General features: G+C 69.5%; 24 protein-coding genes. 16 read left to right on the top strand and 8 right to left on the bottom strand.

The annotated features are described in order from the left end of the window. Positions 1 to 26 precede the first annotated feature (26 nt). The 7 genes from PP359_RS05270 (at position 27) to hpf (ending at position 8,565) form a co-directional block, all read left to right on the top strand. A complete protein-coding gene (locus PP359_RS05270) occupies positions 27 to 506 on the top strand; it encodes a Fur family transcriptional regulator (RefSeq protein WP_112932616.1) in 480 nt (159 codons plus the stop codon). After that, positions 503 to 2,776 carry a catalase/peroxidase HPI gene (katG, locus tag PP359_RS05265; protein WP_499250036.1) on the top strand — a complete coding sequence of 758 codons (2,274 nt, stop codon included), beginning with the start codon at positions 503 to 505 and terminating at the stop codon, positions 2,774 to 2,776. The genes PP359_RS05270 and katG overlap by 4 nt, the downstream gene beginning before the upstream one ends. A gap of 158 nt (positions 2,777 to 2,934) precedes the next feature. Then, complete coding sequence (gene mtrA / locus PP359_RS05260; protein ID WP_036321663.1) at positions 2,935 to 3,615, top strand: MtrAB system response regulator MtrA; 681 nt, start codon at positions 2,935 to 2,937, stop codon at positions 3,613 to 3,615. A 10-nt stretch (positions 3,616 to 3,625) separates the two neighbouring features. Next, the gene (gene mtrB / locus PP359_RS05255) at positions 3,626 to 5,296 is read left to right on the top strand and encodes an MtrAB system histidine kinase MtrB (protein WP_036321661.1); all 1,671 of its coding nucleotides are present in this window, start codon (positions 3,626 to 3,628) and stop codon (positions 5,294 to 5,296) included. Further along, positions 5,293 to 6,987: an LpqB family beta-propeller domain-containing protein gene (locus tag PP359_RS05250; protein WP_499250035.1), complete on the top strand. Its 1,695-nt coding sequence runs from the start codon at positions 5,293 to 5,295 to the stop codon at positions 6,985 to 6,987. The genes mtrB and PP359_RS05250 overlap by 4 nt, the downstream gene beginning before the upstream one ends. A 96-nt stretch (positions 6,988 to 7,083) precedes the next feature. Then, the gene (locus PP359_RS05245) at positions 7,084 to 7,752 is read left to right on the top strand and encodes a ComF family protein (RefSeq protein ID WP_499250034.1); all 669 of its coding nucleotides are present in this window, start codon (positions 7,084 to 7,086) and stop codon (positions 7,750 to 7,752) included. 150 nt (positions 7,753 to 7,902) lie between these two features. Then, a complete protein-coding gene (gene hpf / locus PP359_RS05240; RefSeq protein WP_039414325.1) occupies positions 7,903 to 8,565 on the top strand; it encodes a ribosome hibernation-promoting factor, HPF/YfiA family in 663 nt (220 codons plus the stop codon). A gap of 134 nt (positions 8,566 to 8,699) precedes the next feature. On the opposite strand, the gene PP359_RS05235 is transcribed toward hpf, so the two are convergent. Further along, positions 8,700 to 10,028 (bottom strand): hypothetical protein, encoded by a 1,329-nt coding sequence (locus tag PP359_RS05235; RefSeq protein WP_499250033.1) that lies wholly within the window; start codon positions 10,026 to 10,028, stop codon positions 8,700 to 8,702. A gap of 11 nt (positions 10,029 to 10,039) precedes the next feature. Here PP359_RS05235 and secA point away from each other — a divergent pair, with 11 nt between their 5' ends. Next, complete coding sequence (gene secA, locus PP359_RS05230) at positions 10,040 to 12,964, top strand: preprotein translocase subunit SecA (protein ID WP_499250032.1); 2,925 nt, start codon at positions 10,040 to 10,042, stop codon at positions 12,962 to 12,964. Between the two features lie 69 nt (positions 12,965 to 13,033). Beyond that, positions 13,034 to 14,257: a pyridoxal phosphate-dependent aminotransferase gene (locus tag PP359_RS05225; RefSeq protein WP_039414335.1), complete on the top strand. Its 1,224-nt coding sequence runs from the start codon at positions 13,034 to 13,036 to the stop codon at positions 14,255 to 14,257. Positions 14,258 to 14,293: 36 nt separating this feature from the next. Here the strand turns inward: PP359_RS05225 and PP359_RS05220 are convergent, their stop codons facing one another. Next, the gene (locus PP359_RS05220; RefSeq protein ID WP_187289968.1) at positions 14,294 to 14,770 is read right to left on the bottom strand and encodes an Rv3235 family protein; all 477 of its coding nucleotides are present in this window, start codon (positions 14,768 to 14,770) and stop codon (positions 14,294 to 14,296) included. 152 nt (positions 14,771 to 14,922) lie between these two features. On the opposite strand from PP359_RS05220, the gene PP359_RS05215 reads away from it, so the two are divergent. Beyond that, positions 14,923 to 15,525 carry a hypothetical protein gene (locus tag PP359_RS05215; protein WP_295818683.1) on the top strand — a complete coding sequence of 201 codons (603 nt, stop codon included), beginning with the start codon at positions 14,923 to 14,925 and terminating at the stop codon, positions 15,523 to 15,525. 21 nt (positions 15,526 to 15,546) lie between these two features. Here PP359_RS05215 and PP359_RS05210 read toward each other — a convergent pair whose 3' ends face one another. Continuing rightward, positions 15,547 to 15,828, bottom strand: a complete 282-nt coding sequence (locus PP359_RS05210; RefSeq protein WP_039414340.1) for a helix-turn-helix domain-containing protein — start codon at positions 15,826 to 15,828, stop codon at positions 15,547 to 15,549. 98 nt (positions 15,829 to 15,926) lie between these two features. Here PP359_RS05210 and PP359_RS05205 point away from each other — a divergent pair, with 98 nt between their 5' ends. From PP359_RS05205 to PP359_RS05195, 3 genes are read left to right on the top strand one after another with little or no spacing between them, the layout of a single operon-like run. Further along, complete coding sequence (locus PP359_RS05205; protein ID WP_112932622.1) at positions 15,927 to 16,556, top strand: hypothetical protein; 630 nt, start codon at positions 15,927 to 15,929, stop codon at positions 16,554 to 16,556. Further along, positions 16,553 to 17,839 (top strand): CpaE/TadZ family protein, encoded by a 1,287-nt coding sequence (locus PP359_RS05200; RefSeq protein ID WP_295818680.1) that lies wholly within the window; start codon positions 16,553 to 16,555, stop codon positions 17,837 to 17,839. The genes PP359_RS05205 and PP359_RS05200 overlap by 4 nt, the downstream gene beginning before the upstream one ends. A gap of 47 nt (positions 17,840 to 17,886) precedes the next feature. Beyond that, on the top strand, positions 17,887 to 19,380 hold the full coding sequence (locus tag PP359_RS05195; protein WP_036317362.1) for a sensor histidine kinase: 1,494 nt from the start codon (positions 17,887 to 17,889) through the stop codon (positions 19,378 to 19,380). 61 nt (positions 19,381 to 19,441) lie between these two features. Here PP359_RS05195 and PP359_RS05190 read toward each other — a convergent pair whose 3' ends face one another. Then, entirely contained in the window at positions 19,442 to 19,690 is a 249-nt protein-coding gene (locus tag PP359_RS05190; protein WP_005048317.1) for a WhiB family transcriptional regulator, read from the bottom strand. A 214-nt stretch (positions 19,691 to 19,904) separates the two neighbouring features. On the opposite strand from PP359_RS05190, the gene PP359_RS05185 reads away from it, so the two are divergent. After that, the gene (locus PP359_RS05185; RefSeq protein ID WP_499250031.1) at positions 19,905 to 20,300 is read left to right on the top strand and encodes a hypothetical protein; all 396 of its coding nucleotides are present in this window, start codon (positions 19,905 to 19,907) and stop codon (positions 20,298 to 20,300) included. A 28-nt stretch (positions 20,301 to 20,328) separates the two neighbouring features. Here PP359_RS05185 and bcp read toward each other — a convergent pair whose 3' ends face one another. The 3 genes from bcp to aroA are packed head-to-tail and all read right to left on the bottom strand — an operon-like array spanning position 20,329 to position 23,209. Continuing rightward, positions 20,329 to 20,796 carry a thioredoxin-dependent thiol peroxidase gene (bcp, locus tag PP359_RS05180; RefSeq protein WP_039414354.1) on the bottom strand — a complete coding sequence of 156 codons (468 nt, stop codon included), beginning with the start codon at positions 20,794 to 20,796 and terminating at the stop codon, positions 20,329 to 20,331. Between the two features lie 15 nt (positions 20,797 to 20,811). Beyond that, the gene (rsgA, locus tag PP359_RS05175; protein WP_039414355.1) at positions 20,812 to 21,852 is read right to left on the bottom strand and encodes a ribosome small subunit-dependent GTPase A; all 1,041 of its coding nucleotides are present in this window, start codon (positions 21,850 to 21,852) and stop codon (positions 20,812 to 20,814) included. Between the two features lie 22 nt (positions 21,853 to 21,874). After that, positions 21,875 to 23,209, bottom strand: coding sequence for a 3-phosphoshikimate 1-carboxyvinyltransferase (gene aroA / locus PP359_RS05170; protein WP_499250030.1), 1,335 nt, complete (start codon positions 23,207 to 23,209; stop codon positions 21,875 to 21,877). A 95-nt stretch (positions 23,210 to 23,304) separates the two neighbouring features. Here aroA and PP359_RS05165 point away from each other — a divergent pair, with 95 nt between their 5' ends. Together PP359_RS05165 and PP359_RS05160 are read left to right on the top strand one after the other, a co-directional pair. Next, positions 23,305 to 24,033 (top strand): sigma-70 family RNA polymerase sigma factor, encoded by a 729-nt coding sequence (locus tag PP359_RS05165; protein ID WP_499250029.1) that lies wholly within the window; start codon positions 23,305 to 23,307, stop codon positions 24,031 to 24,033. Then, complete coding sequence (locus PP359_RS05160; protein WP_036317410.1) at positions 24,030 to 24,275, top strand: zf-HC2 domain-containing protein; 246 nt, start codon at positions 24,030 to 24,032, stop codon at positions 24,273 to 24,275. The genes PP359_RS05165 and PP359_RS05160 overlap by 4 nt, the downstream gene beginning before the upstream one ends. A gap of 43 nt (positions 24,276 to 24,318) precedes the next feature. On the opposite strand, the gene PP359_RS05155 is transcribed toward PP359_RS05160, so the two are convergent. Then, on the bottom strand, positions 24,319 to 25,227 hold the full coding sequence (locus tag PP359_RS05155; RefSeq protein ID WP_112932629.1) for a diacylglycerol kinase: 909 nt from the start codon (positions 25,225 to 25,227) through the stop codon (positions 24,319 to 24,321). Positions 25,228 to 25,311 lie beyond the last annotated feature (84 nt).

Below are 25,311 nucleotides of genomic sequence, written 5' to 3'. Positions count from 1 at the left end.
TCTTCAAAACTGAGTAAGGTGGAGGCATGCCCTCGATCGCGACCCCCGCGCACGGTGCCGACGCCGCCGATGCGGCGACCGCGCTGCGGGCGGCGGGGCTGAAGGTCACCGATTCGCGCACGGCGGTCTACGACACGCTGCGGACGCATCCGCACGCCAGTGCCGAAGACGTCTTCCTCGCGATCGTCGAGCGGATGCCGCGGGCGAGCCGTCAGTCGGTGTACAACGCTCTCGGCGACTTCGCCGACGCGGGGCTCGTGCGCCGCATCGAACCGGCGGGTCGGCCGATGCTCTTCGAGCTGCGCGTCAGCGACAACCACCACCACCTCGTGTGCACGTCGTGCGGCGCGGTCGTCGACGTGGACTGCGCGATCGGCGCGGCGCCCTGTCTCGAACCCTCCGACAGCCACGGCTTCATCCTCACCACGGCGGAAGTGACGTACTGGGGCCTGTGTCCCGCATGCGCGCACGCCGCCACCCCACCCCTCACGGAAGGAACACCATGACAGACCAGGACCCGACCAGCGCCGGCATCGGCGCTGACGCGACCGACATCGACCAGTCCGTCACCGTCACCGACACCGACGAGGCGTATGCCGAGGAAGCCGCGACCTGCCCGGTCATCCATGCACAGCCGCATCCGACGAGTGGATCGGCCAACCGGGTGTGGTGGCCCAACCAGCTCAACCTCAAGATCCTCGCCAAGAACCCCCAGGTGCGTAACCCGCTGGATGCGGACTTCGACTACGCCGCCGCCTTCGAGTCGCTCGACCTGGCGGCCGTCAAGAAGGACATCGAGGAAGTGCTCACCACCAGTCAGGACTGGTGGCCCGCCGACTTCGGCCATTACGGGCCGCTGATGATCCGCATGGCGTGGCACTCGGCCGGCACCTATCGGGTGACCGACGGTCGCGGTGGCGGCGGCGCCGGTCAGCAGCGATTCGCCCCGCTGAACAGCTGGCCCGACAACGTCAACCTCGACAAGGCGCGGCGACTGCTCTGGCCCGTGAAGAAGAAGTACGGCCAGTCGATCTCCTGGGCTGACCTCATGATCCTCGCGGGCAACGTCGCGCTGGAGTCGATGGGCTTCCGCACGTTCGGCTTCGCCGGCGGCCGCGCCGACGTCTGGGAGCCGGACGACGACGTGTACTGGGGTCCCGAGACCACGTGGCTGGGCGACGAGCGCTACTCCGGCGACCGCGAACTCGAAAAGCCCCTCGCGGCCGTGCAGATGGGTCTCATCTACGTCAACCCGGAAGGACCGAACGGCAACCCCGACCCGCTGGCCTCTGCCCGCGACATCCGTGAGACCTTCGCGCGGATGGCGATGAACGACGAGGAGACCGTCGCGTTGATCGCGGGCGGCCACACATTCGGGAAGACGCACGGCGCGGCATCCGACGACAACCTCGAAGACAACCCGGAGGCGGCGGGCCTGGAGGCTCAGGGCCTCGGCTGGAAGAACAACCACGGCACGGGGCGCGGTGACGACACGATCACGTCCGGCCTCGAGGTCACGTGGACCTATCACCCCACGCGCTGGGACAACGAGTTCTTCCACATCCTCTACGCGTACGAGTGGGAGCTCATGAAGAGCCCCGCCGGCGCGCACCAGTGGCGGCCGAAGGGCGGCCAGGGCGCCGACATGGTTCCGCTCGCCCACAGCGACGGCAAGCGTGAGCCGCGCATGCTCACGAGCGACCTCGCCCTGCGTATGGACCCGGAGTACGACAAGATCTCGCGGAAGTTCAAGGACGACCCCGACGCCTTCGCCGACGCGTTCGCGCGTGCATGGTTCAAGCTCACGCACCGCGACATGGGACCCGTCACCCGCTACCTCGGACCGGAGGTGCCGGCGGAGGAGCTGCTCTGGCAGGACCCCGTTCCGGCGCCGAGCGGCGCTCCGCTGGACGCTGCGCAGGTCGCTGACATGAAGGCGCGCGTGCTCGACTCGGGTCTGACGGTCTCCGAACTCGTCGCGACGACGTGGGCGGCGGCATCGTCGTTCCGCGGCAGCGACAAGCGCGGCGGCGTCAACGGCGCCCGCATCCGCCTCGCGCCGCAGAAGGACTGGGAAGTGAACAACCCCGCCCAGTTGCATCGGGTGCTCGGAGTGCTCGGCGGTATCAAGACGGATGCCGCGCAGGCGGGTGTCGACGTGTCGCTCGCCGACCTGATCGTGATCGCGGGAAACGCCGCCGTCGAGAAGGCGGCCGCGGATGCGGGCGTCGAGGTGGAGGTGCCGTTCCACGCCGGACGCACCGACGCTTCCGAGCAGCAGACCGACGCCGAGTCGTTCGCCTACCTGGAGCCCGCGGCCGATGGCTTCCGTAACTACCAGGGTCCGCTGGCACCGATGCCCGCCGAGTACCACCTCATCGACAAGGCGAACCTCCTCACGCTCACGGCGCCGGAGATGACCGTCCTGATCGGAGGCCTGCGGGTGCTGGGCGCGAACTGGGACGGCTCGCCCTACGGTGTGTTCACGGACCGGGTCGGCGTCCTCTCGAACGACTTCTTCGTGAATCTGCTCGACCTCGGCACCACGTGGACGCCGCTGGACCCCGGCTCCCACGCCTTCGCCGGCGTGAAGGACGGTTCGGGAGAGAAGGTCGGCGTAGGCACGCGCGTCGATCTGCTCTTCAGCTCGAACTCCGAGCTGCGCGCGCTCGCCGAGGTGTACGCCTCGGACGACGCTACCGAGAAGTTCGTCCGTGACTTCGTCGCGGCGTGGACCAAGGTGACCGAGCTCGACCGCTTCGATCTTCACCGCTGAGCACGCGTCAGAACGACGCCGGGGCCCCTTCCGAGCGGAAGGGGCCCCGGCGTCGTTCTGCGCGGCACTCGGTCTCAACCCAGACACGTCGGATACTGTGTTCTTGCGCCCTGCCGCCGTCGCGGCATCCGGCCCACCCGAAGGACGAATCAGGCCAAATGACTTCCCGCATCCTCGTTGTCGATGACGACATCGCGCTCGCCGAGATGATCGGCATCGTGCTGCGCACCGAGGGCTTCGAACCGCTGTTCTGCGCCGACGGCACCGCCGCCGTCGAGATGTGGCGCGATGAGCGGCCCGACCTCGTGCTCCTGGATCTCATGCTGCCGGGGATGGACGGCATCGAGATCTGCACGCGCATCCGTTCCGAATCGGGCGTTCCGATCATCATGCTCACCGCACGCACCGATACCGCCGACGTCGTTCGCGGGCTCGAGTCCGGCGCGGACGACTACATCGTCAAGCCCTTCAACCCGAAGGAGCTCGTCGCGCGGATCCGCACGCGGCTGCGACCCGCCGCTGAGGCGACGGGCGGTGATCTTCGCATCGGCGACGTCGTCGTCGATGTCGCCGCCCACGAAGTGCGCCGGGGGAGCGAGGTCATCGCGCTCACCCCGCTGGAGTTCGAGCTGCTGGTGGCCCTCGCCTCGAAGCCGCAGCAGGTGTTCTCGCGCGAAATGCTGCTCGAGCAGGTCTGGGGCTATCACTACAAGGCCGATACCCGTCTCGTGAACGTGCACGTGCAGCGGCTGCGCGCGAAGGTCGAGATCGATCCGGACAACCCGCGGATCGTCATGACGGTGCGCGGCGTCGGCTATCGCGCCGGCGCGGTGGTGTGATCGGCCGCTCATGACGCCGCAGACGGCGACCGTGCCGACGCTGACCGGCTGGCGCGACTGGCGCAGCTGGCCGCGCCGTGTGGCATATGCGTGGGCCCGGTCGCTGAGGTTTCGCACGCTCGTCATCACGATCGGTGCGACGGCTCTGGCCATCCTCATCGCGTTCGTCGCGATGGCGCTCGCGATCCAGAACGACCTCTTCGAGTCCCGTGTCCAGCAGGTGCAGGAGGCCGTGCAGCGCGCTACGCAGTCCACCCAGCAGACGCTCAACGCCGCGCAGATCGACGGCGACGGTGCCGCATTGCAGTCGCTGTGGAACAACGCGACCGATTCGATCGCGCGGCAGGCCGGGACCGACATGATCGCCGCGTTCCGCATCTCGGATGAGCCGTCGACGATCGCGCCGCAGGACTTCCAGCGCGGAGGGTTGACCGCGGGGTTGATCACGCCCGGGCTGCGCGGCGCCGTTCAGGGCGACAGCCAGAAGCGCTGGTGGCAGTCCGTCGGCCTGCCGGCCGCCGACGGCGGCACGGTGCCCGGGATCGTCGTCGGGCAGCAGCTCGAGTTTCCCGAGGTCGGCGCCTACGAGTTCTACTTCGCCTACGACCTCGCCCCGGAGCAGCAGACCCTGCAGTTCGTCCAGATCACCCTGTGGCTCGTGGGCGCCGGGCTCGTGCTGCTGATCGCGGCGATCTCCTCCTTCGTGCTGCGCTCGGTGACCGTTCCGATCGCCGAGGCCGCCGAAACCAGCGCGACCCTCGCCGCCGGCGATCTCGCTGTGCGGCTGCCGGTGCGAGGGGAGGACGAGTTCGCGATCCTCGGCCGCTCGTTCAACGCGATGGCCGACAGCATCGAAGCCCAGATCAAGGAGCTCGCCGAGCTCTCGCTCGTGCAGCAGCGCTTCGTCTCCGACGTCTCCCACGAGCTGCGCACACCACTGACGACCATCCGCCTGGCCAGCGACATGCTCAACGACCAGCGCGACTCCTTCGATCCGACGACCGCCCGCGCCGCGGAGCTGCTGCATGCACAGGTGCAGCGCTTCGAGACGCTCCTGACCGATCTGCTGGAGATCAGCCGCTACGACGCGGGCTCGGTGCAACTGGAGTACGAGCCGACCAGCCTCGCGCATCTCGCCGAGGACGTCATCGCCTCGATGCAACAGCTGGCCGATCAACATGGGACGGACGTGCGCCTGGTCGCCCCCGGAGGCTACTCTCCGGTCGACATGGATCCCCGCCGCGTCCGCAGAATCGTGCGCAACCTGCTCGGCAACGCCATCGAGCACGGCGAGGGTCGCCCCATCGTCGTCACCGTGGACAGCAACCAGCGTGCGGTCGCGATCGGCGTCCGCGACTACGGACTCGGGATGAGCGCCGCCGACGCCGAGCGTGTGTTCGACCGCTTCTGGCGCGCCGACCCGTCGCGCAAGCGCACGATCGGCGGCACGGGACTGGGGCTGTCGATCGCGCTCGGTGACGCGAAGCTGCACGGCGGCACCCTGGCCGTCTGGTCGGATCTCGGACGCGGGACGAACTTCGTGCTGACGCTGCCGCGGCAGGGCCAGCCCATCGACGGCTCTTCGCCGGTTCCGGTCGACCCGGGCGAGGACGGCGTTTCGCTCGACGATCTCGGGCTCACGCAGCCGATCACCGTGTTCGACAAGGGGGGACGCTCATGACTGTTCGGCGTCTGCGCCGGGCGGGCATCACCGTGCTCGCGGGAGCGGTCATGGTGGTGCTCGCCGCTTGCGCGGGTCTGCCGACCTCGGGGCCGGTCAACCCGGGCGTGCGGATCGTGGACGACGGCACCTCCGGCGACATCGCGTTCATCCCGAAGGGCCCGGTCAAGGACGCCACCCCCCAGCAGATCGTCGAGGGGTTCATCGCGGCCGGCACCGGCCCCACGAACAACTGGGAGACCGCCCAGCAGTTCCTCGCCCCCAGCTACAAGGGCACCTGGAAGCCGCAGGCCGGCGTCACGATCTACGCGTCCGGGCAGCGCACCCTTCAGCAGAGCGCATCCGGCGATATCGTGCTGACGGTCTCGCCGGTGGCGACGGTGGATGCCACGGGTGAAATGAGCCCGGCATCCGACAACGGCCCCATCCCGCTGACCTTCAAGCTCGCTCAGCAAGACGATGGGCAGTGGCGGATCACGCAAGCACCCGATGGGATCGTGCTGGACAAGGCGCAGTTCCAGGCGGTGTTCGGCGACTACGCGTTGATGTACTTCGACCCGACGTGGACCTATCTGGTGCCCGACGTGCGGTGGTTCCCGCGTTATTACGCCGCCACCAACATCGCGCAGGGACTGGTCGACGGGGCCCCCGCGCCCTGGCTGCGCGGGGCGGTGGTGAGCGCGTTCACGGATGGTGCACGGCTCGAGTTGACATCCGTTCCGCGTCAGTCCAACGTCGCGCAGGTGACGCTCCAGGACGGTGCGCGCTCGCTCGACCAGATCGCGCTGAACCGCATGCAGACCCAGCTGGAGGCGAGTCTCGACGTCCCCGGGATCACGAGCGTGGACATGCTGCTTCCGGGGGGTCAGCAGCTGACGGCCCAGCGCGTGGACGTCCGCTCCACGGCGGTGGCGGCCAACCCCCTGGTCCGCACCGACGACGCCTTCGGGTTCGTGTCGGGGACGACCATCTCGCCGATCCCCGGACTCTCCGACGCGCTCATGCAGATCTCGGCGACCGACATCGAAGTCAACGCCGATCGCACCGTCGCCGCCGTCCGCGACGCGTCGGGCGCGGTTCTCGAGGTCCCCGCTGACGGCCCCGTCCGCCGCCTCGACCCGCGTCCGGATCTCGTCGCCGCCTCCATCGATCCCGCGGGCTACATCTGGTCGGTGCCGTCGAACGCACCCGGATCGGTGATCCCATATGCACCGGGTGGCACCTCCGTCCCGATGTCCGGAGGATGGTCGGGTGCCTCCGCGGTCATCGCGCAGCGGGTGTCGCGCGACGGGACGAGGCTCGTCGCCGTGGTGCGCGACGGTGATCGCTATGCCATCTGGGGAGCGGGGATCCAGCGGGATCGCAACGGCGCGCCCACCTCGCTCTCCTCGCCGGTGAAGAAGCTCGCGACGCTGTCGGATGCCGCAACGGATCTCACGTGGCTCGATGCGAGCACCCTCGGCGTGCTCGCGGGCGCCGGGCAGGACCAGTACGTCGAGGCGGTGCACGTCGGCGGCTTCTCGGACGCGCCGATCCGTACCCCCGGTGACACCTCGACGCTCTCGGGGCAGACGTCGAACGCGAGCGTGCGTGACACCGACGGCGAGCTCTATGCGCAGCGGGGTGCCAACTGGCAGCAGCTGATCGGGGGCGTCCGGGTACTGGCGGTGCAGCAGGGGATGCCGCGCTGAGGCGGATCCTCCTCCCCGCGTCGCGCTGCGCAGACATCGGTCCACAGGTCCGCGTTCGCGTCCGCGTGCAGGACATGCGTTCGGCAGGCTGGCATCATGCTCGAACCGATGCCACTGCGCGCGTCCGCGTGGCGCCGCGTGGGCGAGGCCGCGGCAGCGGCGCTGTCGCTCGTGCTGCCCGTGTGGTGCGCGGGCTGCGACGAGCCGGACGTCGCCCTGTGTGCGAACTGCCGTGAACTCCTTCGACCGTCCGTGCGCTTCGGTTCACTCCGTCCGGGCCTGCCCGTGTGCTCCGCACTGGATTTCTCGGGCGTGCCGGCACGTGTTCTGCGCGCGTTCAAGGAGGACGGGCGCACAGGACTGGCCCGGCCCCTCGGCGCCGCCCTGGCCGCGGCCGTGGCGCGGCTGGACGGTGACGGCATCGATGTGGCGGTCGTGCCCGTGCCGTCCTCACGCCGCGCGTTCCGCCGGCGCGGATACGACACCGGAACCCTGCTGGCGGGGCGCGGCGGACTGAAGCCGCTCCGGGCGCTGAGCTCACGCGGCGCGGTCGCCGACCAGCGAGGGCTCGGTCGCGAGGCCCGCGCGCGCAACGTCGCGGGAACCCTCCGTGCCCGTGACGTCGCCGGTCTGTCGGTCATCGTCGTCGACGATGTGCTCACCACAGGGGCGACGCTGCGAGAGGCCGTGCGGGCGCTGACGGCGGGCGGTGCGCACGTGATCGGGGCCGCGACCGTCGCTGCCACCGCCCGACACGCCCCGTGAGCGCAGATCCATTGCCGATGCTCAGAGAATCGGTCCGTTACTCCCGGGATTCTCGCGTGACAGCGCCGCCTCGCCCCGATAGCGTGGGAGAGACCAAGGCGAACTCAGGGTCCGCCCTTGACCGGCTGGACCCGGAACAAGGAGGTCAGGATGGAAACCAGCATCGTCGGCGTGGGTGTGAGCATCTCGGATCGTTTTCGCACCGTCACCGAAGAGAAGTCCGTCCGCATCGGAACGTTGTCCCCCCGAGCGCAGCGTCTCGACGTCAAGGTCACCCATCGCGCGTATCACAACGGAAGCCGCGAAGAGGAGACCGTCGAGCTGACCGTCACCGGCAAGGGTCCGCTCGTGCGTGCGGAGGCCACCGACAACGACAAGTTCACGGCACTCGACATGGCTGTGGACAAGCTCGCCGAGCAGCTGCGTCGTGCCAAGGACAAGCGCGTGGACGCCCGAAACCACCCGCGCGGAGCCAAGCTCGACAAGGGCAGCGGGGCGCTGTCCGGCATCGACGTGCAGCCGGCATCGGTGGAGACGCTGCGTGCGGTCGCGACCGGCGAGATCCCGATCGCCGTCGGCGACGAGGGCGAGGACGACTACACGCCGGTCGTGATCCGCACCAAGAACTTCGACGCCGAGTGGATGACGGTCGAAGAGGCCGTCGACCGCATGGAGCTGGTCGGACACGACTTCTTCCTCTTCATCGACGCGCGCACCGACCACCCGAGCGTCGTCTATCGCCGCAAGGGCTGGGACTACGGCGTGATCTCGCTCACCGCCAGTGCTCCGCCCGCCGCGGAGCTCGCGTCCTGAGCCACCCGGCCGAGCCCCGAAACCGGGGCGAGTGAACAGAATCGGATGCCGCGACGCGCGGCATCCGATTCTGTTTCTCCGATCCGATTCCGCTTCTTCGGCGCGGGTCGGCGCATCCGCCCGATCGGGCGGACTCAGTCGAAGATGCCGTCCAGGATGCTGCCGATGACCAGCCCGCCGAGGATGCCGCCGACCATGTCGCCGCCTCCACCGCGGCGACCGCCTCCCCAGCCGCCACCATTTCCCCAACCGCCGTCATTCGGGCGGGAGGAGTCGATGTCGCGCTGGGCCAGCTGCAGAGCCTCCGCCGCCAGCTGCCCGCACCGACGGGCGTCGGCGAGGGCCTGCTCGCGATCGTCCTCGCCGATGGGCTGTGCGCTCAGCGCCGCCAGGTCTAGGCGGATCCGTTCCGCTTCGGCCAGACGGGTGCGCGCATCGGCGCCGATCCATCCCCGGTGGCCGGAGATGACGCTGCGCGCGACGCCGAGCTGGCGGTCCGCGTCGTCGATCGCATGGCGGACGTGGCCCTCCGGCGGTGCGGGGTGGGCCAGACGTGCACGGGCCTTGGCGACCGCGGCATCCAGTGCGGCGTTGGCCTCACGCAGTCGGGTGAGCTCACCGAACGGGTCGGGAAGCTCGCCCGCCGGGGTGAGTGCGGAAAGCTCGTTCTCGAGCGCAGCCATGGCAGCGCTCACGGTGGGGATGCTCTGCAGCTCACGAGCGGCCACGAGGTCGCCGCGCGAATCCTCCACGATGGCGTCGAGCGTGGATTCGGCACGCAACGCCTCCACTTCGAAGGCGTCCACGGCATCCAGCAGGGTGGTCGCGCGGCGCACCGCCTCCATCGCCGTCTCCAGCGCGAGGTTCGCCTGCTCCCGCTGACCACTCTCGCGTCGTGCCGTGGAGACATCGGCGCCGTGCGTGGCGAAGGCGAAGAGCTGGGCAGCTTCGGTGGCGTTCTTCTCGATGCGTCGCACGGCGGCAGGCGCGTACCGGGCGTGCACGCGCGCGAGAGTCGCCTCGGCGCGTTCGAGTCGCTGTGTGCCCCGCTCGACGTCGGCGCGGATGCCGGCGATGATCTCCGGAGCGCGGCGGGCGCGCTCGACGGGCTCGGCGAGAGCTTGGAGGCGATCGTCGAGGAGCTCCTGTGCCCAGTCGCACAGCTGGATGATGCGCGCGTTGCGCGTGCGCAGCTCGTCGGGGGTGTCCGGCATGTGGTCATGATTGAGCTGATTCAGCTGGAACGCCTCGCCCATGTGGCTGCGCACCGCGTTCAGCGCCTCGCGGAGGCTCTGGGTGGGGTCGGTGCCCAGTTCGATCTCGGCGAAGACGAGTTCGTCCTCCGTCGTGCGCAGGCGCTCGTCGATCTCGACGAGCGCCGCGTCCGCCCGGCGGCCGAGCTCGGCGTCCTCGGCCGCCCGCTGCTCGCGTTCCTGCTTGCGTGCGCCCCAAAATCCGGCCATGTCACGATCCTATGCGCGTGTTTTCGAGGTCTCGCGCAGGTAAGCAAAGTCACAGCCAGGTAACATGGCCCCGTATGCCGTGCCCTCGTGCGCGGTCGAGGCGACGTCGCACGTCGCCCGCACCCGATAGATGGAGATGCTCCGTGGCCAACCCTCTCGAGAAACTGCTCCGCGCCGGCGAAGGACGCATCCTGCGGCGGCTTCAGCAGGTCGTGAAGGCGGTCGGCGCCCTGGAAGAGGACTATGCGCAGCTGACCGACGAGGAGCTGCGCGGCGAGACCGCCGAGTTGCGCGCCCGCCACGAGGCGGGGGAGAGCCTCGACAAGCTGATGCCGGAGGCCTTCGCAGCCGTGCGCGAAGCCGCCAAGCGCACCCTCGGCCAGCGTCCCTACGACGTCCAGATCATGGGTGGTGCGGCGCTGCATCTCGGCAACATCGCGGAGATGAAGACCGGTGAGGGAAAGACGCTCACCGCGACCTTCGCCGTCTACCTCAACGCGATCGCCGGCCAGGGCGTGCACGTCATCACCGTGAACGACTTCCTCGCGTCGTATCAGGCCGAGCTCATGGGTCGCGTCTACCGTGCCCTCGGCATGACCACCGGCACCATCGTCGCCGGACAGACCCCCGAGGTGCGCCGCGAGCAGTACAACGCCGACATCACCTACGGCACGAACAACGAGTTCGGCTTCGACTACCTGCGCGACAACATGGCCTGGCAGAAGCAGGATCTGGTTCAGCGCGGTCACTTCTTCGCGATCGTCGACGAGGTCGACTCGATCCTCATCGACGAGGCGCGCACCCCGCTCATCATCTCGGGCCCATCCTCGGGCGAGGCCAACCGCTGGTTCGTCGAGTTCGCGAAGATCGCGAAGACGCTCGAGGCCGGGGTGGACTACGAGGTCGATGAGAAGAAGCGCACCATCGGTGTGCTCGAGCCCGGCATCGAGAAGGTCGAGGACTACCTCGGCATCGACAATCTGTACGAGTCGGCGAACACCCCGCTGATCTCCTTCCTGAACAACTCGATCAAGGCCCTGGCGCTGTTCAAGCGCGACACCGACTACGTGGTGATGAACGACGAAGTCATGATCGTCGACGAGCACACCGGCCGCATCCTGGTCGGGCGTCGCTACAACGAGGGCATCCACCAGGCCATCGAGGCCAAGGAGGGCGTGCCGGTCAAGGCGGAGAACCAGACACTCGCCACGGTCACGCTGCAGAACTACTTCCGCCTCTACGACAAGCTCGCCGGCATGACCGGTACCGCTGAGACCGAAGCGGCCGAGTTCATGTCCACCTACAAGCTCGGCGTCGTTCCGATCCCGACGAACAAGCCGATGATCCGCAAGGACCAGCCCGACCTCGTCTACAAGAACGAGCAGGCGAAGTTCGCGCAGGTGGTCGAGGACATCGCACGCCGTCATGAGACCGGACAGCCGGTCCTCGTCGGCACCGTCAGCGTCGAGAAGAGCGAGTACCTCTCGCGACTGCTCGCCAAGAAGGGCATCAAGCACGAGGTGCTCAACGCCAAGAACCACGCGCGTGAGGCTGAGATCGTCGCTCGTGCCGGCCGGCTCGGCGCCGTCACCGTGGCCACCAACATGGCCGGTCGTGGCACCGACATCATGCTCGGCGGAAACGCCGAGTTCCTGGCCGTGCAGGAGCTCAAGGCGAAGGGGCTCGACCCGGTCGAGACGCCCGATGAGTACGATGCCGCCTGGACCGAGACCTACGCCGCGATGCGCGACACGGTGGCCGAGGAGGCGACCAAGGTCGTCGAGGCCGGCGGACTGTACGTCCTCGGAACCGAACGCCACGAGTCCCGTCGCATCGACAATCAGCTGCGCGGCCGCTCGGGCCGTCAGGGCGACCCGGGCGAGAGCCGCTTCTATCTGTCGCTGACCGACGACCTCATGCGACTGTTCCAGTCCGGCGCCGCCGAGGCGATTCTCGCCCGCACGAACTTCCCGGACGACGTCGCGATCGAATCGACCATGGTCTCGCGCGCGATCAAGAGCGCGCAGTCGCAGGTCGAGGCCCGCAACGCGGAGATCCGCAAGAACGTGCTCAAGTACGACGACGTCCTCAACCGCCAGCGCGAGGCGATCTACGCCGATCGCCGCCAGATGCTCGAGGGTGACGACCTGTCCGACCGCGTGCAGCACTTCATCGAGGACGCCATCGGCGCGATCATCGATGACCACACCGGTACCGGCCACAACGAGAGCTGGGACTTCGACGCGCTGTGGACCGAGCTGAAGACGCTGTACCCGGTGTCGGTGACGATCGACGAGGTCGTCGCCGAAAGCGGCAACAAGGGGCGCGTCACGCCGGAGGTGCTCAAGCGCGAGATCCTCTCGGACGCGAAGATCGCGTACGCGGCGCGTGAGGAGAAGCTCGGCGGGCCCGCCATGCGCGAGCTCGAGCGTCGCGTCGTGCTCCAGGTGCTCGATCGGCGCTGGCGTGATCACCTCTACGAGATGGACTACCTCAAGGACGGCATCGGCCTGCGTGCCATGGCGCAGCGCGACCCGCTGATCGAGTATCAGCGCGAGGGCTACGAGATGTTCCAGACCATGATGGGCCAGATCAAGGAGGAGTCGGTCGGCTTCCTCTACAACCTCGAAGTCGAGGTGCGCCAGAGCGGCGAGGAGGTCGAGGCCAAGGGCCTGCAGGTCGCGCCCTCGGTCGAGAACCAGAAGCTCCAGTACACGGCTGCCAACGACGCCGGCGAGGTCGAGGTCCGCAACGATCGCGGGCAGGTCCAGCAGGCGGCGACGAGCAAGCTCCGCCAGCAGAGCGCGCCCGCCGCGCCGGCCGCACCCGCCGCCGAGGCTCCGCGCGGGGCATTCGGGCAGCGCACGGATGCCGCGGCATCCGCGCCTGCGGCGAACAACCGCGCCGAGCGTCGGGCCGCCGGCAAGAAGAAGTAGTCGCCGGTCGGCGCTGTCCGGGCCACCGGTCGGCGATTGGCCTCGTCGGGGCGGCGATATCCTGATCCGATGAGTCCCCGCATCCTCGACCAGTCATCCAAGCTCAAGGACGTTCTCTACGAGATCCGTGGAGCCGCCCTTGTCGAAGCTGACCGGCTCGAGGCCGACGGCCACCGCATCCTCAAGCTCAACACGGGCAACCCCGCCGTCTTCGGTTTCGAGGCTCCGTACCAGATCGTCCGCGACATGATCGAAGCGGTGCCGCACGCCCACGGCTACAGCGACAGCCGCGGCATCATGTCGGCCCGCCGCGCCGTCGTGTCGCGGTACGAGCAGGTGCCCGGGTTCCCGGCGTTCGATCCGGACGACGTGTACCTCGGCAACGGAGTGTCCGAGCTCATCACCATGACCATGCAGGCGCTGCTGGACAGCGGTGACGAAGTGCTGATCCCCGCGCCGGACTATCCCCTGTGGACGGCCATGACGAGCCTCGCCGGCGGGACGCCGGTGCACTACCGCTGCGACAACGAGAACGGATGGCAGCCCGACCTCGAAGACATCCGGTCGAAGGTGACGCCGGCCACGAAGGCCATCGTCGTCATCAACCCGAACAACCCGACCGGCGCGGTGTACTCGCGCGAGGTGTTGGAGGGGATCGTCGAGATCGCTCGAGAGCACTCGCTGCTGCTGCTCAGCGACGAGATCTACGACCGCATCCTGTTCGACGACGCTGTGCACATCCCGCTGGCCACGCTCGCGCCGGACCTGCTCTGCCTGACGTTCAACGGCCTGTCGAAGACCTATCGCGTGGCGGGGTACCGGTCGGGTTGGATGGTCATCACCGGCCCGAAGAAGCACGCCGCCGGGTTCCTCGAAGGCATCCAACTGCTGGCCTCGACCCGGCTGTGCCCCAACGTTCCCGCCCAGCACGCAGTGCAGGCCGCGCTGTCGGGTGTGCAGTCGATCGACGCCCTGATCGCCCCCACCGGGCGGCTCCACGAGCAGCGGGATGCCGCGTTCGACGCTCTCACCGCGATTCCGGGGGTGCAGTGCCACAAGCCGCGCGGCGCTCTCTACGCGTTCCCGCGACTGGATCCCGAGATCTACGAGATCCACGACGATGCCAAGTTCGTCTACGACTTCCTCGTCGCGGAGCATGTGCTGCTCGTGCAGGGCACGGGATTCAACTGGCCGACGCCGGATCACTTCCGGATCGTGACGTTGCCGGAGGCGCGCGTGCTCACCGAGGCGATCGAACGGCTCGGCAACTTCCTCTCGTCGTACCGGCAGTGAGGCGGGTCGGTCACGCCGGCCGCGTCCCCGGAAGGCTCAGAGAAGTGCGAGGGACGTGGCGCGCCAGCGACCGTCCCAGCCCTCCAGACGGAGGGCGACGGCGCGCGTGCGCGCGGGTCCTGCCACGATGACGACTCCTTCGATGACGCCGTCGGCGGGCGAGGAGTGGCGTGTCGAAAGGATATGGTGCACGGGGCGGGCCGGCGCGACACCGCGCGCACTCCGCGCACGAGCCGACAGATTGGCCCGTGTGATCAGCGCGCGGAACGCGTCCTCGCCGAACCAGCGTGCGAGCTGATCGACTTCGCGCACCCCGGCGAGGGCCTCGAGGACGCCGATGGTCAGGTTCTTCAGCAGCGGCTCGGGAGCGGGCAGCGCATCCGTGCCGGTGCGCTGGGGTGCGAAGTACTCCGCGACCTCCAATGCAGATCCGCGGCGTGGTGTCGACACGCTCCGCGGCGCGGTCGCGCTGCGCGGTGGAGTACCGGCAGCGTCGGGGGATGCGGTGGCCATGCTCCGTCCTCCTCTGTCGTCGTCCGCCCGGTCGGGCGTCTGACGAGTACAACACAGCCCACGCACAGGAAGGATGAGAATCCTCCAACGTGTGGAGAGGCCGCTGTGGACAGAGTCGGCGGGCCGCGGCATCCGTGCTCTAGGGTCGCCGCGTGCGCTGGGACCGCTTCTTCGAGGATCTGGAAGACCAACTCGACTCCGAATGGGAGGCTGAGCGCGCCGCTCTCGATACCGAGGCGGAGCGCCTGCGCCTGGCGCGCATCCCCGTCCGAGATCGGCTCGTGGTGCTCACGGAGGCCGGCGACGTCTCCCTCGGCATCGAGCTCACGGACGGCACGACGCTGTCGGGAGTCGTCACGCGCGTCGGATCCGACTGGCTCGCCGTGTCCGTCGAGGACGGATCGTCGGGGATGGTCTGGATCGTGCCGTTCACCGCCGTGGCGACCATGGTCCTTGGCACGAAAGATCTTCTCGACAGCGTGCGCAGCGCCCACCCCGGCGGCGCACTCGCGCAGCGTATGTCTCTGGGCTTCGTCGTTCGCGATCTCGTCCGTCGGCGCATCCCGGTGACGGTGCGTCTCGTGACGGGACGTGTCCTGTCCGGCACGATCGATCGCGCCGGGGCAGACCATCTCGATCTCGCGCTGCACGAGGTCGGCGCGGTGCGCCGAGCCGATCAGCTGCGCGGCTTCCGGATCGTGCCGTTCCCGGCGGTGGCCGCGATGCGGATGGATGCGGTCGCCGACCTCGTCTGAGGGATGCCGGTGGTGCGACGATCAGTCCGGGTTGCGCACCGCGCCTCGACCCCACAGCTCGGGAAAGCTCGCCGCATTCGACTCGCGCCACAGCGCCATCCGTCGCGCGTCTTCCACTTGGTCGTCGAGATAGGCCGCGACGCTGCCGGCATCGATGCGCCAGCGCGCCGGCGAGCCCGCCTTCATTCCTCGAAGACGGCCATCGATCACGAGAGCGACCACCTCGTCCACGGCGATCTGCAGCATCTCCGCCACCTGGGCGGGTGTCAGCAGGCGTGCGCCGGCTTCGGGTGATTCGGGCATGAGGCCATTATGCGGTCCCGTGGGCTCGCCCTCGCGGGTCCACGCCGCGCTGTGGATAACCAGCCCGGGTCGGCGCGATCCTGAGCCACGATACCGACATGAGCGACTCCGTCACGACCCGACCCCGCCCTCGCGCGTTCTGGGCAGACCTGCGATTCCTGCTCGGAATCGCGCTGATCGTCGTCTCGGTGGGCGGCGTCTGGTTCGTGGTCGCCGCGGCACGTCAGACCGCGCCCGTGTTCGCCGCCGCCACGACGCTGCTCCCGGGTGAGACCGTCGAATCCGCCGACCTGCGCGTGGTCGATGTCGCGCTCGGGCCGATGCACGATTCGTACGCGTCGCCGACGACGCTGCGGCCGGGGGCCGTCGCGACCCGCGTCGTGCGGGCCGGCGAGCTCGTGCCGAACGATGCGCTCGGTGAGGCGGCCGGCGTGCGCAGCACCACGGTCGTCATCACGAGCGCGAGTGATGTGCCCTCCACCGTCGAGACGGGATCATCCGTCGACGTCTGGGCTGCGGCCCCGCGGGAGCGGGGCGCGTACGACACGCCCCGCATCCTCGTCGGCTCCGCGACGGTCGCATCGGTCGATCGTGACCGGTCGATGATGGGCGCCGCCGCCGTCTCGGTCGAGATCGTGATCGACCGCGCCGACGTCGCCGCGACCCTCGCGGCGATCGCCGACGGGTCCAGCCTGTCGATCGTCCCGAGCGGGGGAGCGGGCTCATGAGCCTGCGTGTGGTGCTGGCGTCCGACCGCCTGGGAGCCTCCGTCGTCGACGCTCTCGACGACCACGGCGCCGAGGTGAGTCTCGTCGTGACGGCTGATGCTCCGGCGGACGCCGCCGCCGATGCCGTCACGGGACGGGCTGCGGCCGAGATGCTCGGCGCGCTCGCCGCCGCCGACGTGTTGGCCGTCGATGCCGGCCGAGCCGCACTGACTCCTCAACTCGTGGCCGTGTGCGACCGCTTCGGTGTACGTATCGTCGCGATCTGCGACGGTGCAGCCGACCGTCGACTCGCCGAGATGTTCGGCGTCGCCACGTGCGCGCCGGACGACGTGTGCGCGGCGGTGGTGCACGCGGTGGCCCCTGCGCCGACGGGGCCCGCGCGTGGTCGCATCATCGCTGTCTGGGGACCCGCGGGCGCCCCCGGACGCACCACTCTGGCGATCGAGATCGCGGCGGAGCTCGCGCGGGACGGGCGCCGGGTCGCACTCGCCGACGCGGACACGCATGCTCCGTCGATCGCCATGCTGACCGGACTCGCCGACGAGGGGCCGGGCTTCGCTGCCGCGTGCCGAGCGGCCGAGCGCGGGACCTTGAGCGCCGCCGAGCTCGAACGGATCGCTCTGCCTCTCGGTGATGTCGCCGTCCTGGCGGGAATCAACCGGCCGGGGCGCTGGCCAGAGCTCTCCTCGGCACGCGTCGGCGGTGCTCTCGAGCAGTGTCGCACGTGGGTCGAGGACCTGATCGTCGATGTCGCGGCGCCGCTGGAGCGCGACGAGGAGATCGTCAGCGACATCGAAGGCCCGCGCCGCAACGCGGCCACGCTCGCCGTCCTGGCCGCGGCGGATGTCGTCGTCGCCGTCGTGTCCGCAGACCCTGTCGGCGTGGCACGTTTCGTCCGCGCGTACCCCGATCTGCGCGCGGCGGCCGGAGCCGCCCCCATCCGCGTCCTGGTCAACAAGACACGGTCATCGACGCTCGGGATCGATGCGCGGTCGCAGGTGCGTCGCACGCTCGAGCGCTACGTCGGCGTCGCGGCGTGCTGGTTCGTGCCATGGGATCCGAAGGCTGCCGATGCCGCGGTCCTGCAGGCACAGCCGGTGGGCCGGGTCGCACCTCGATCCGCGCTGTCGGGCGCCGTTCGTCGTTTCGTCGGCGAGGCGATCGAACCGCCTCCGGCGCGCGCCGCGGGAACGCGACCGTCACGCGCGTCCGGCGCCGATGCTCCGAGCCCGGGAAGCGGCGCGCGCGCCCGGACGCGCCGCGCGCTTCGCGGCGCGGCGTGACGGGCGTGACCGCGTCACCGTCGAACGATCTCGCCTAGGCTGGGTGCGTGTCGACGCTCAGCGATCTCGTGTATGCCCAGGGCCGGTCCACGGGGGCGGACATCGAGTGGCTGCACCGCCTCGCCGGCGACGGTCAGCTCCTCGCCGACCTCGCGTTCGCCGACATCGTGATCTGGGTACCGACGGTCGACGATTCGTTCATCGCCGTCGCGCACACCCGGCCGAGCGGTGCGGCGACGCTGTTCTACCGGGACATCGTCGGCGACATGGTGCGCCCGCAATGGCGGACCCAGGTGCGGGACGCGTTCACGCGGGTCGAGATCGTCGATTCGGCATCCCCGGACTGGTTCGAAGAGACCCCCACGCGCGTGCGCGCGGTGCCGATCGTGCGCGCGGCCGGCGCCGGTGAGCAGTCGCCCGTGGTGGTGGGCGTGCTCACGCGGCACACCAACCTCGGCGAGGCGCGCACCCCGTCACGCCAGCAGATCACTTTCAACGACTGCGCCGACGACCTCTTCGGCATGATCTCCAGCGCCGACTTCCCCGACCTCGCCGCACCGACTTCTCCACGACGGGGTGCCCCGCGCGCCTCCGACGGTCTGATCCGCATCGATGTCGACGGCACGACCACGTTTGCCAGCCCCAACGCCCTCTCCGCGTTCAACCGCCTCGGCTTCGACGACGAGCTCGAAGGGGAATCGCTGCTCGAAGTGGCCACCGGCATTCTGCCGAAAGGACGCGATTTCGATGAGTCGCTGCCGATCGTCATGGCCGGTCGGGCGCCCTGGCGCGCCGACCTGGAGGCGCGCGGCGTCACGGTGTCACTTCGGACGATCCCCCTGAAGGACCACGGCACCCGGATCGGCGCCATCGTGCTGTGCCGGGACGTCACGGAGATCCGACATCAGGAGCAGGAGCTGATCACCAAGGATGCGACGATCCGGGAGATCCATCATCGCGTCAAGAACAACCTCCAGACGGTCGCGTCGTTGCTGCGCATTCAGTCGCGGCGCACACACTCGGATGAGGCTCGCGACGCGCTGACGCACGCGATGCGCCGGGTCGCGGCGATCGCAGTGGTCCACGACACGCTGTCGGAGGGCCTCGCCCAGAACGTCGACTTCGACGACGTCTTCGACCGGGTGCTCAAGCTCGTCGCGGAGGTCGCTGCGTCGCCCAACACCCGCGCGCGGACGCGGAAGACCGGCACGTTCGGCACACTGCCCAGCGAGTACGCCACACCTCTCGCTCTGGCTCTCACCGAGCTCGTCACCAACGCCGTCGAACACGGTCTGGTCGATCAGGAGGGCGAGGTCGAGATCATCGCGGAACGCACCGAGGACCGACTCGGCGTGAAGGTGCGCGACACCGGCGTCGGCCTGCCGGAAGGTCAGGTCGGTCGCGGGCTCGGCACACAGATCGTCCGCACCCTCATTCAGGGTGAACTCAGTGGAACGATCGACTGGCACACGCTCGTCGGCTCGGGCACCGAGGTGACGATCGAGATCCCGATGCGCTACCTCGGACGCACGCAGAACTGAGGGAGAACGACCTCGGCGAGCTCGTTCTTCGCGGGGTGGGCGGCCGCGGGTGGCCGCCGTCTCAGCTGGCGCGGCGGGCGCGGGCCGCGCGGCGCTTCAGAGCGCGACGCTCGTCCTCGGACAATCCGCCCCACACGCCCGAGTCCTGACCGGTCTCGAGGGCGTACTGCAGGCAGACTTCCGTGACGGTGCAGCGCGCGCACACGGATTTGGCTTTCTCGATCTGATCGACAGCGGGCCCGGTGTTTCCGACGGGGAAGAACAGCTCGGGGTCGACGGTCAGGCAGGCGGCTTTGTCGCGCCAATCCATAGGGGGTGCTCCTTGATGCGGGATGAGAAGTCGGGTGGGTTGTGACGTCGGGCGTCGATTACCCTGATGGTGTGCGAGCAGACGCTCGCCCCACGCCACTGTGGGAGCACACGGATAGTTCAATGCTCCCATGGTCATTCAGATGAATCAAGGGTGAACTCGGCATTTCCCCCGGCGTGTGCTGTGCACCGGCTGTATCGGAGGGCCCACTCGCATGATGATGACGACGACGACGGCGGAACGGATCGGTTCGGCCATCTTGGCGCTGGAAGCGCTCGCCGTTCTCGTCGTGACGGGCTGGGAGATCGTCGCCCTGATCACCGGTGACACCGACGACCCGGTCAGCTCGGTCGCTCTCATCGTCCTCACGGCGATCGGGGCGGTGGCGCTCGTCGCCTTCGCGGTGGCCGTCTGGCGTGGCCATTCCTGGGGGCGATCCGGGGGAATCGTCAGTCAGCTCCTGATCCTCGCCGTGGCGCTCGGCGCCATCACCGGCCCGAACCCGTCCGTCTCGACGGCCCTGGCGACGGCGATTCCCGCCGCCATCGGAATGGTCGCCCTGTTTTTCGCGGCGCGCACCGCGGCCCGGCGCGGTGACGACCGCCGCTGAGCGGCTCCGAGGGCCGCTCAGCGGATGGTCAGCCGACGCCGAGCAGGGAACGCACGCGGGCGACGTGCCCGGTGGCCTTCACGTTGTACAGGGCGTGCGCGACGCGACCCTCGGCATCCACGACGATGGTCGAGCGGATGACGCCCTCCACGGTCTTTCCGTAGTTCATCTTCTCGCCCCACGCGCCGTAGGCGTCGTGCACGGCGTGATCGGGGTCGCTGAGCAGCGGGTAGGTGAGACCGTCGCGCTCGCGGAAGCGGCGCAGGGTCGCGGTGTCGTCGCGCGAGACGCCCATCACCGCGTAGCCCGCCGCCTGCAGCGGTGCCAAGCTGTCGCGGAAGTCGCAGGCTTCCGTCGTGCACCCGGGCGTCATGGCGGCGGGGTAGAAGAACAGGATGATCGGGGTGCCGCGCAGATCGTGAAGGCTGACCGGTGCGTCGTCCTGATCGACGAGCGTGAAATCGGGGGCGGGGGTACCGGGTTCGAGGCGTGCCATAGCCCCAGCCTACGATCAGGCGAACGTGGAGAGCAGACGTTGCAGCGAATCCAGTCGTGCCGCTCCGCGCTCGCCCAGCCGTCCCTCGGCCACCGCCTCGATCAGTGCGCAATCGGGTGCGTCGGGAAGATGTGTGCAGCCGCGAGGACACTCCTCGGCGATGACCGCCAGATCCGTGAAGGCGCGGAGGATGTTCGCCGGGTCGACGTGTCCGAGCCCGAACGATCGCACGCCAGGGGTGTCGATCACCCAGCCGCGCCCCTCCGCCGTGACGTAGCGCAGCGACACCGTCGAACTCGACGTGTGACGGCCGCGGCCGGTCACCTCGTTGACGTGGCCCGTTGCGCGATCGGCCGTGGGGACGAGGGCGTTGACCAGCGTCGACTTGCCGACACCGGAGTGGCCGACGAAGACGGTCGAGTGGCCGATCAGGCGTCGCCCGATCTCCTCGACCGGCATCTGGCCGCGGCCGCTCGTGAAGATCTCCAGATCGTCCACGCCCTCGAAGTGCGCAAGGAAGGGGGCGGGATCGGCCAGGTCGGTCTTGGTCACGACCAGGAGCGGATGGATGCCGGCGTCCAGAGCCGCGATGAGATAGCGATCGACCAGCCGAGGCCGCGGCTCGGGGTCGGCGGCGGCGACGACGACGAGCATCTGGTCGGCGTTGGCGACCACGACCCTCTCCACCTGGTCGGTGTCGTCGGCGCTGCGCCGCAGGAGCGATGTGCGCTCCTCGAGCCCGACGATGCGCGTCAGAGTGCCCTCATCGCCGCTGGTGTCGCCCACGACGCGCGCACGGTCGCCGGTGACGATCGGCTGCTTGCGCAGTTCGCGCGCGCGGGCGGCGAGCGCGGTGTGCTCGTCGGGACCGTCTTCGTCGATCAACACGGTGTAGCGGCCCCGGTCGACGCCGAGCACCCGACCGATCACCGCATCGGCGTGGGCGGGGCGCCGTTTCGTGCGCGGGCGATTCGCCTTCGGATTGGGGCGTACCCGGATGTCGGCCTCGTCGAACTCGAGCTCGTCGTCATCGTCGCCGAGATCGAGCCAGCTCATCGCACGCCTCGCACCGGCCGGCTCAGTCGTTCGCAGACCCGGACAGCATCCCGCTCCACAGGGCGGGAAACTCCGGCATGGTCTTCGCCGTGGTCTCGATGTGGTCGACCTCGACGCCGGGCACGCGCAAGCCGATGAGGGCGCCGGCGGTCGCGATGCGGTGGTCGTGGTGCGCGCGCCAGAGGCCGCCGTGGAGGTCAGCGGGCACGATGCGGATGCCGTCGGGCAGCTCCTCGGCGTGTCCGCCGAGTGCCTCCAGATTGGCGATGAGGGCCTCGATGCGGTTCGTCTCGTGGCCGCGGATGTGTCCGATGCCGTGGAGGGTCGTCGGGGCGTCGGCGAAGGCGGCCAGCGCGAACAGGGTTGGCGTCAGCTCGCTCGCCGCGCTCAGGTCGAGGTCGACGCCGGCGATGCGGGGACCGCCGGTCACGGTGAGAGCGCCGCCGCGGCGGGTTGCCCGCCCGCCCAGGAGAGTGAGGATCTCGGGCAGGAGCGCGCCGGGCTGTGTCGAACTCGCGGGCCACCCGGGGATCGTCACCGAGCCCTCCGTCAGCATCGCCGCGGCGAGGAACGGCGCCGCGTTCGACAGATCCGGCTCGATCGCGGCGTCGCGTCCGCGCAGGGTGCCAGCGGGAACGACCCACTCGTTGGGCGTGGGGTGTTCGACCTGGATGCCGCGACGCGCAAGCGTCTCGATGGTCATATCGATGTGGGGGACCGACGGAAGGCGCTCGCCGGAGTGGATGAGGTGAAGGCCCACGTCGAAGCGGGGCGCGGCCAGGAGCAGTCCGGAGACGAACTGGCTCGAGCCGCTCGCGTCGATCGTGACCTCGCCGCCACGGATGTGGCCGCGCCCGCGGACCGTGAAGGGCAACGACCAGGTGCCGCCGTCGTCGATGTCGGCACCGATCTCGCGCAGCGCCTTGATCATCTCGCCCATCGGGCGGTGCAAGGCGCTCGGGTGCGCTGTCAAGGTGACGTCACCGTGGGCCAGTCCGGCGAGGGGGGCGATGAAGCGCATGACGGTGCCGGCCTGACCGCAATCGATCTCGACGTCACCGCGGAAGGACGCGGGCGGGGTCACCAGCAGGTCGGGTCCGAACCGACCGGAGCCGGGGACCTCGGAGACCTCCACGCCCAGTGCACGCAGCGCCGCGATCATGCGTTCCGAGTCCTCGGAGTGCAGGGGTGAGGTGAGCGTGCTGGGGCCGTCGGCCAGTGCGGCGAGGACGAGCTTGCGGTTGGTGAGCGACTTCGAGCCGGGCACCGAGACCGTCGCATGCACGGCCTCGTCCGCACGCGGCGCCGGCCAGGGAGAACCTGCCGGCGGAAGAGGGGAATACCCGGTGACTGTCATCGGGTTCTACCCTAACGAACCCGTCCGACAGTGCCGCGTTCGGCGCGACGGGTGCAGCCTGCCGAACGGTGGACGCCGACGAAGAGAGGAGCCCCGTGACCGCGACACTCGCACCCCTGGTGCCGGACATCGCCGACGTAGACTGGGCCCTGATGGAAGAGCACGCGGCCCTCGAGTCGCCCACCCCCGAAACCCCGGCCACAGACCTCGTCCCGGCGGACGAGCTCGACAGCGCCGCGGACGCCCGTACGCAGTTCGAGCAGCAGGCGCTGCCGTTCATGGATCAGCTGTACGCCGCGGGCATGCGGATGACGCGCAACCCGGCGGATGCGGCCGATCTGGTGCAGGAGACGTTCGTCAAGGCCTTCGCATCCTGGTCCTCTTTCACGCAGGGCACGAACCTCAAGGCGTGGCTGTACCGCATCCTGACGAACACGTACATCAACACGTACCGCAAGAAGCAGCGCGAGCCCTATCAGGGCACGATCGACGATCTCGAGGACTGGCAGCTCGGCGGCGCGGAGTCCACGACCGCCACCAGGAGCCGCTCGGCGGAGGCGGAGGCGATCGACCACATGCCGGCATCCGCGGTCAAGGACGCGCTCCAGTCGATTCCGGAGGATTTCCGTCTCGCGGTGTACCTCGCCGACGTCGAGGGCTTCGCATATCAGGAGATCGCGGACATCATGAAGACCCCCATCGGCACGGTCATGAGCCGCCTGCATCGCGGCAGGCGCATGCTGCGTGACCTCCTCGCCGACTACGCGCGCGAGCGCGGCATGGACGTGCCGGTGCCCGCGACTTCATCAGGGAGCAAGAAATGAGTGACTGCGGCTGCGACAAAGCACGCAAGGACCTGGAAGAGTACCTCCGCAACGAGGTCTGCAAGACAGAGCACGCCGACATCCGCGCGCACCTGGAGAACTGCCCGTCCTGCCGCGACGAGGCGCTGGTGGCCACGACGCTGACCGCCGTCGTCGCACGGGCCTGCAAGGAAACGGCTCCCGAGGAGCTGCGCGACCAGGTCTTGGCCCGTTTGCGCGCGGAGCAGGCGAGCCACCACTGACCGCAACCGTCGGATCGGTCCGTGACTCGGCCCGGAAACGGGATCAGCGCGCCGCCGGCGCGAAGACGCGGAGCGCACCGGGAACGACGTCGATCTCCAGTGGCAGCATCCCCACCGCATCGCCGTCGGCGTAGGCGGTGGTCGCGGGGGCGGACAGTCGCACCCGCCGCACGCGTGCGGTGACGACCTCGTCGAGGCCGGTATGCGCGCCGCGGTAGACGCGGGGCAGCAGCCGGAGCAGCCGCGTCCGGCCGAGCGGGCGCACGAGCGTGACGTCGAGCAGGCCGTCGGCGAGGTCGGCATCCGGACAGATGGGGATGCCGCCGCCATAGGTCGGGCCGTTGCCCACCGTCGCCATGAGCAGTTCCTCGCCGCGGCGTTCGATCGTGCCGTCGGCGTGCTCGAGCTCCACCTCGAAGTCGACGCAGCGCAGTCGCAGGAACTCGATGAGGATCGCGAGGTCGTAGCGGACGTGGCCGCGGGGCCAGCGCATGCGGTTGGCGCGGTCGTTCACCCGCGAGTCGAATCCGCTCGCCAGCACGGTCGCGTACAACGACGTCGAGCCGTCCTCGCGACGCACGCGCGCGAGATCGATCGTGCGTGTGGACCCCGCCGCGACGGCTTCGGCGGCTCCGCGCGCATCGCGCTCGCGCAGCCCGAGGGCGGTGGCCACGTCGTTGCCGGTGCCCGTCGGCACGATGCCGAGGGGGATGCCGGTTCCCGCGAGCTCCTGCGCGGCGAGGTTGACCGTGCCGTCCCCGCCCGCGACGAGCACGGCATCGGCGCCCGCCTGGAGGGCGAGGCGCAGCAGGTCGCTGGACTCGACGGCGCTGCCGCCCGCGATCAACGTCGTGCGGATGCCGTGGGCGCGCAGGAGCGCGGCGACGTCCTCCGCGGCGTGGGTGCGCGCGGAGGCGCGGGCCGTCGGATTGACGAGGAGTGCGACGTCCATGTCGTCCTGTCGGAAGGTCGGCCGGTGCGAGCTCGGCGGCGTGCGGGTGTTCGCCTCATCATGCCCTGTCGCAAGATCGCGACA

The sequence above is a fragment of the Sphingomonas sp. BLCC-B65 genome (assembly GCF_028550675.1).
GTDB lineage: Bacteria > Actinomycetota > Actinomycetes > Actinomycetales > Microbacteriaceae > Microbacterium.
This window is presented reverse-complemented; position numbering and strand designations above follow the sequence as displayed.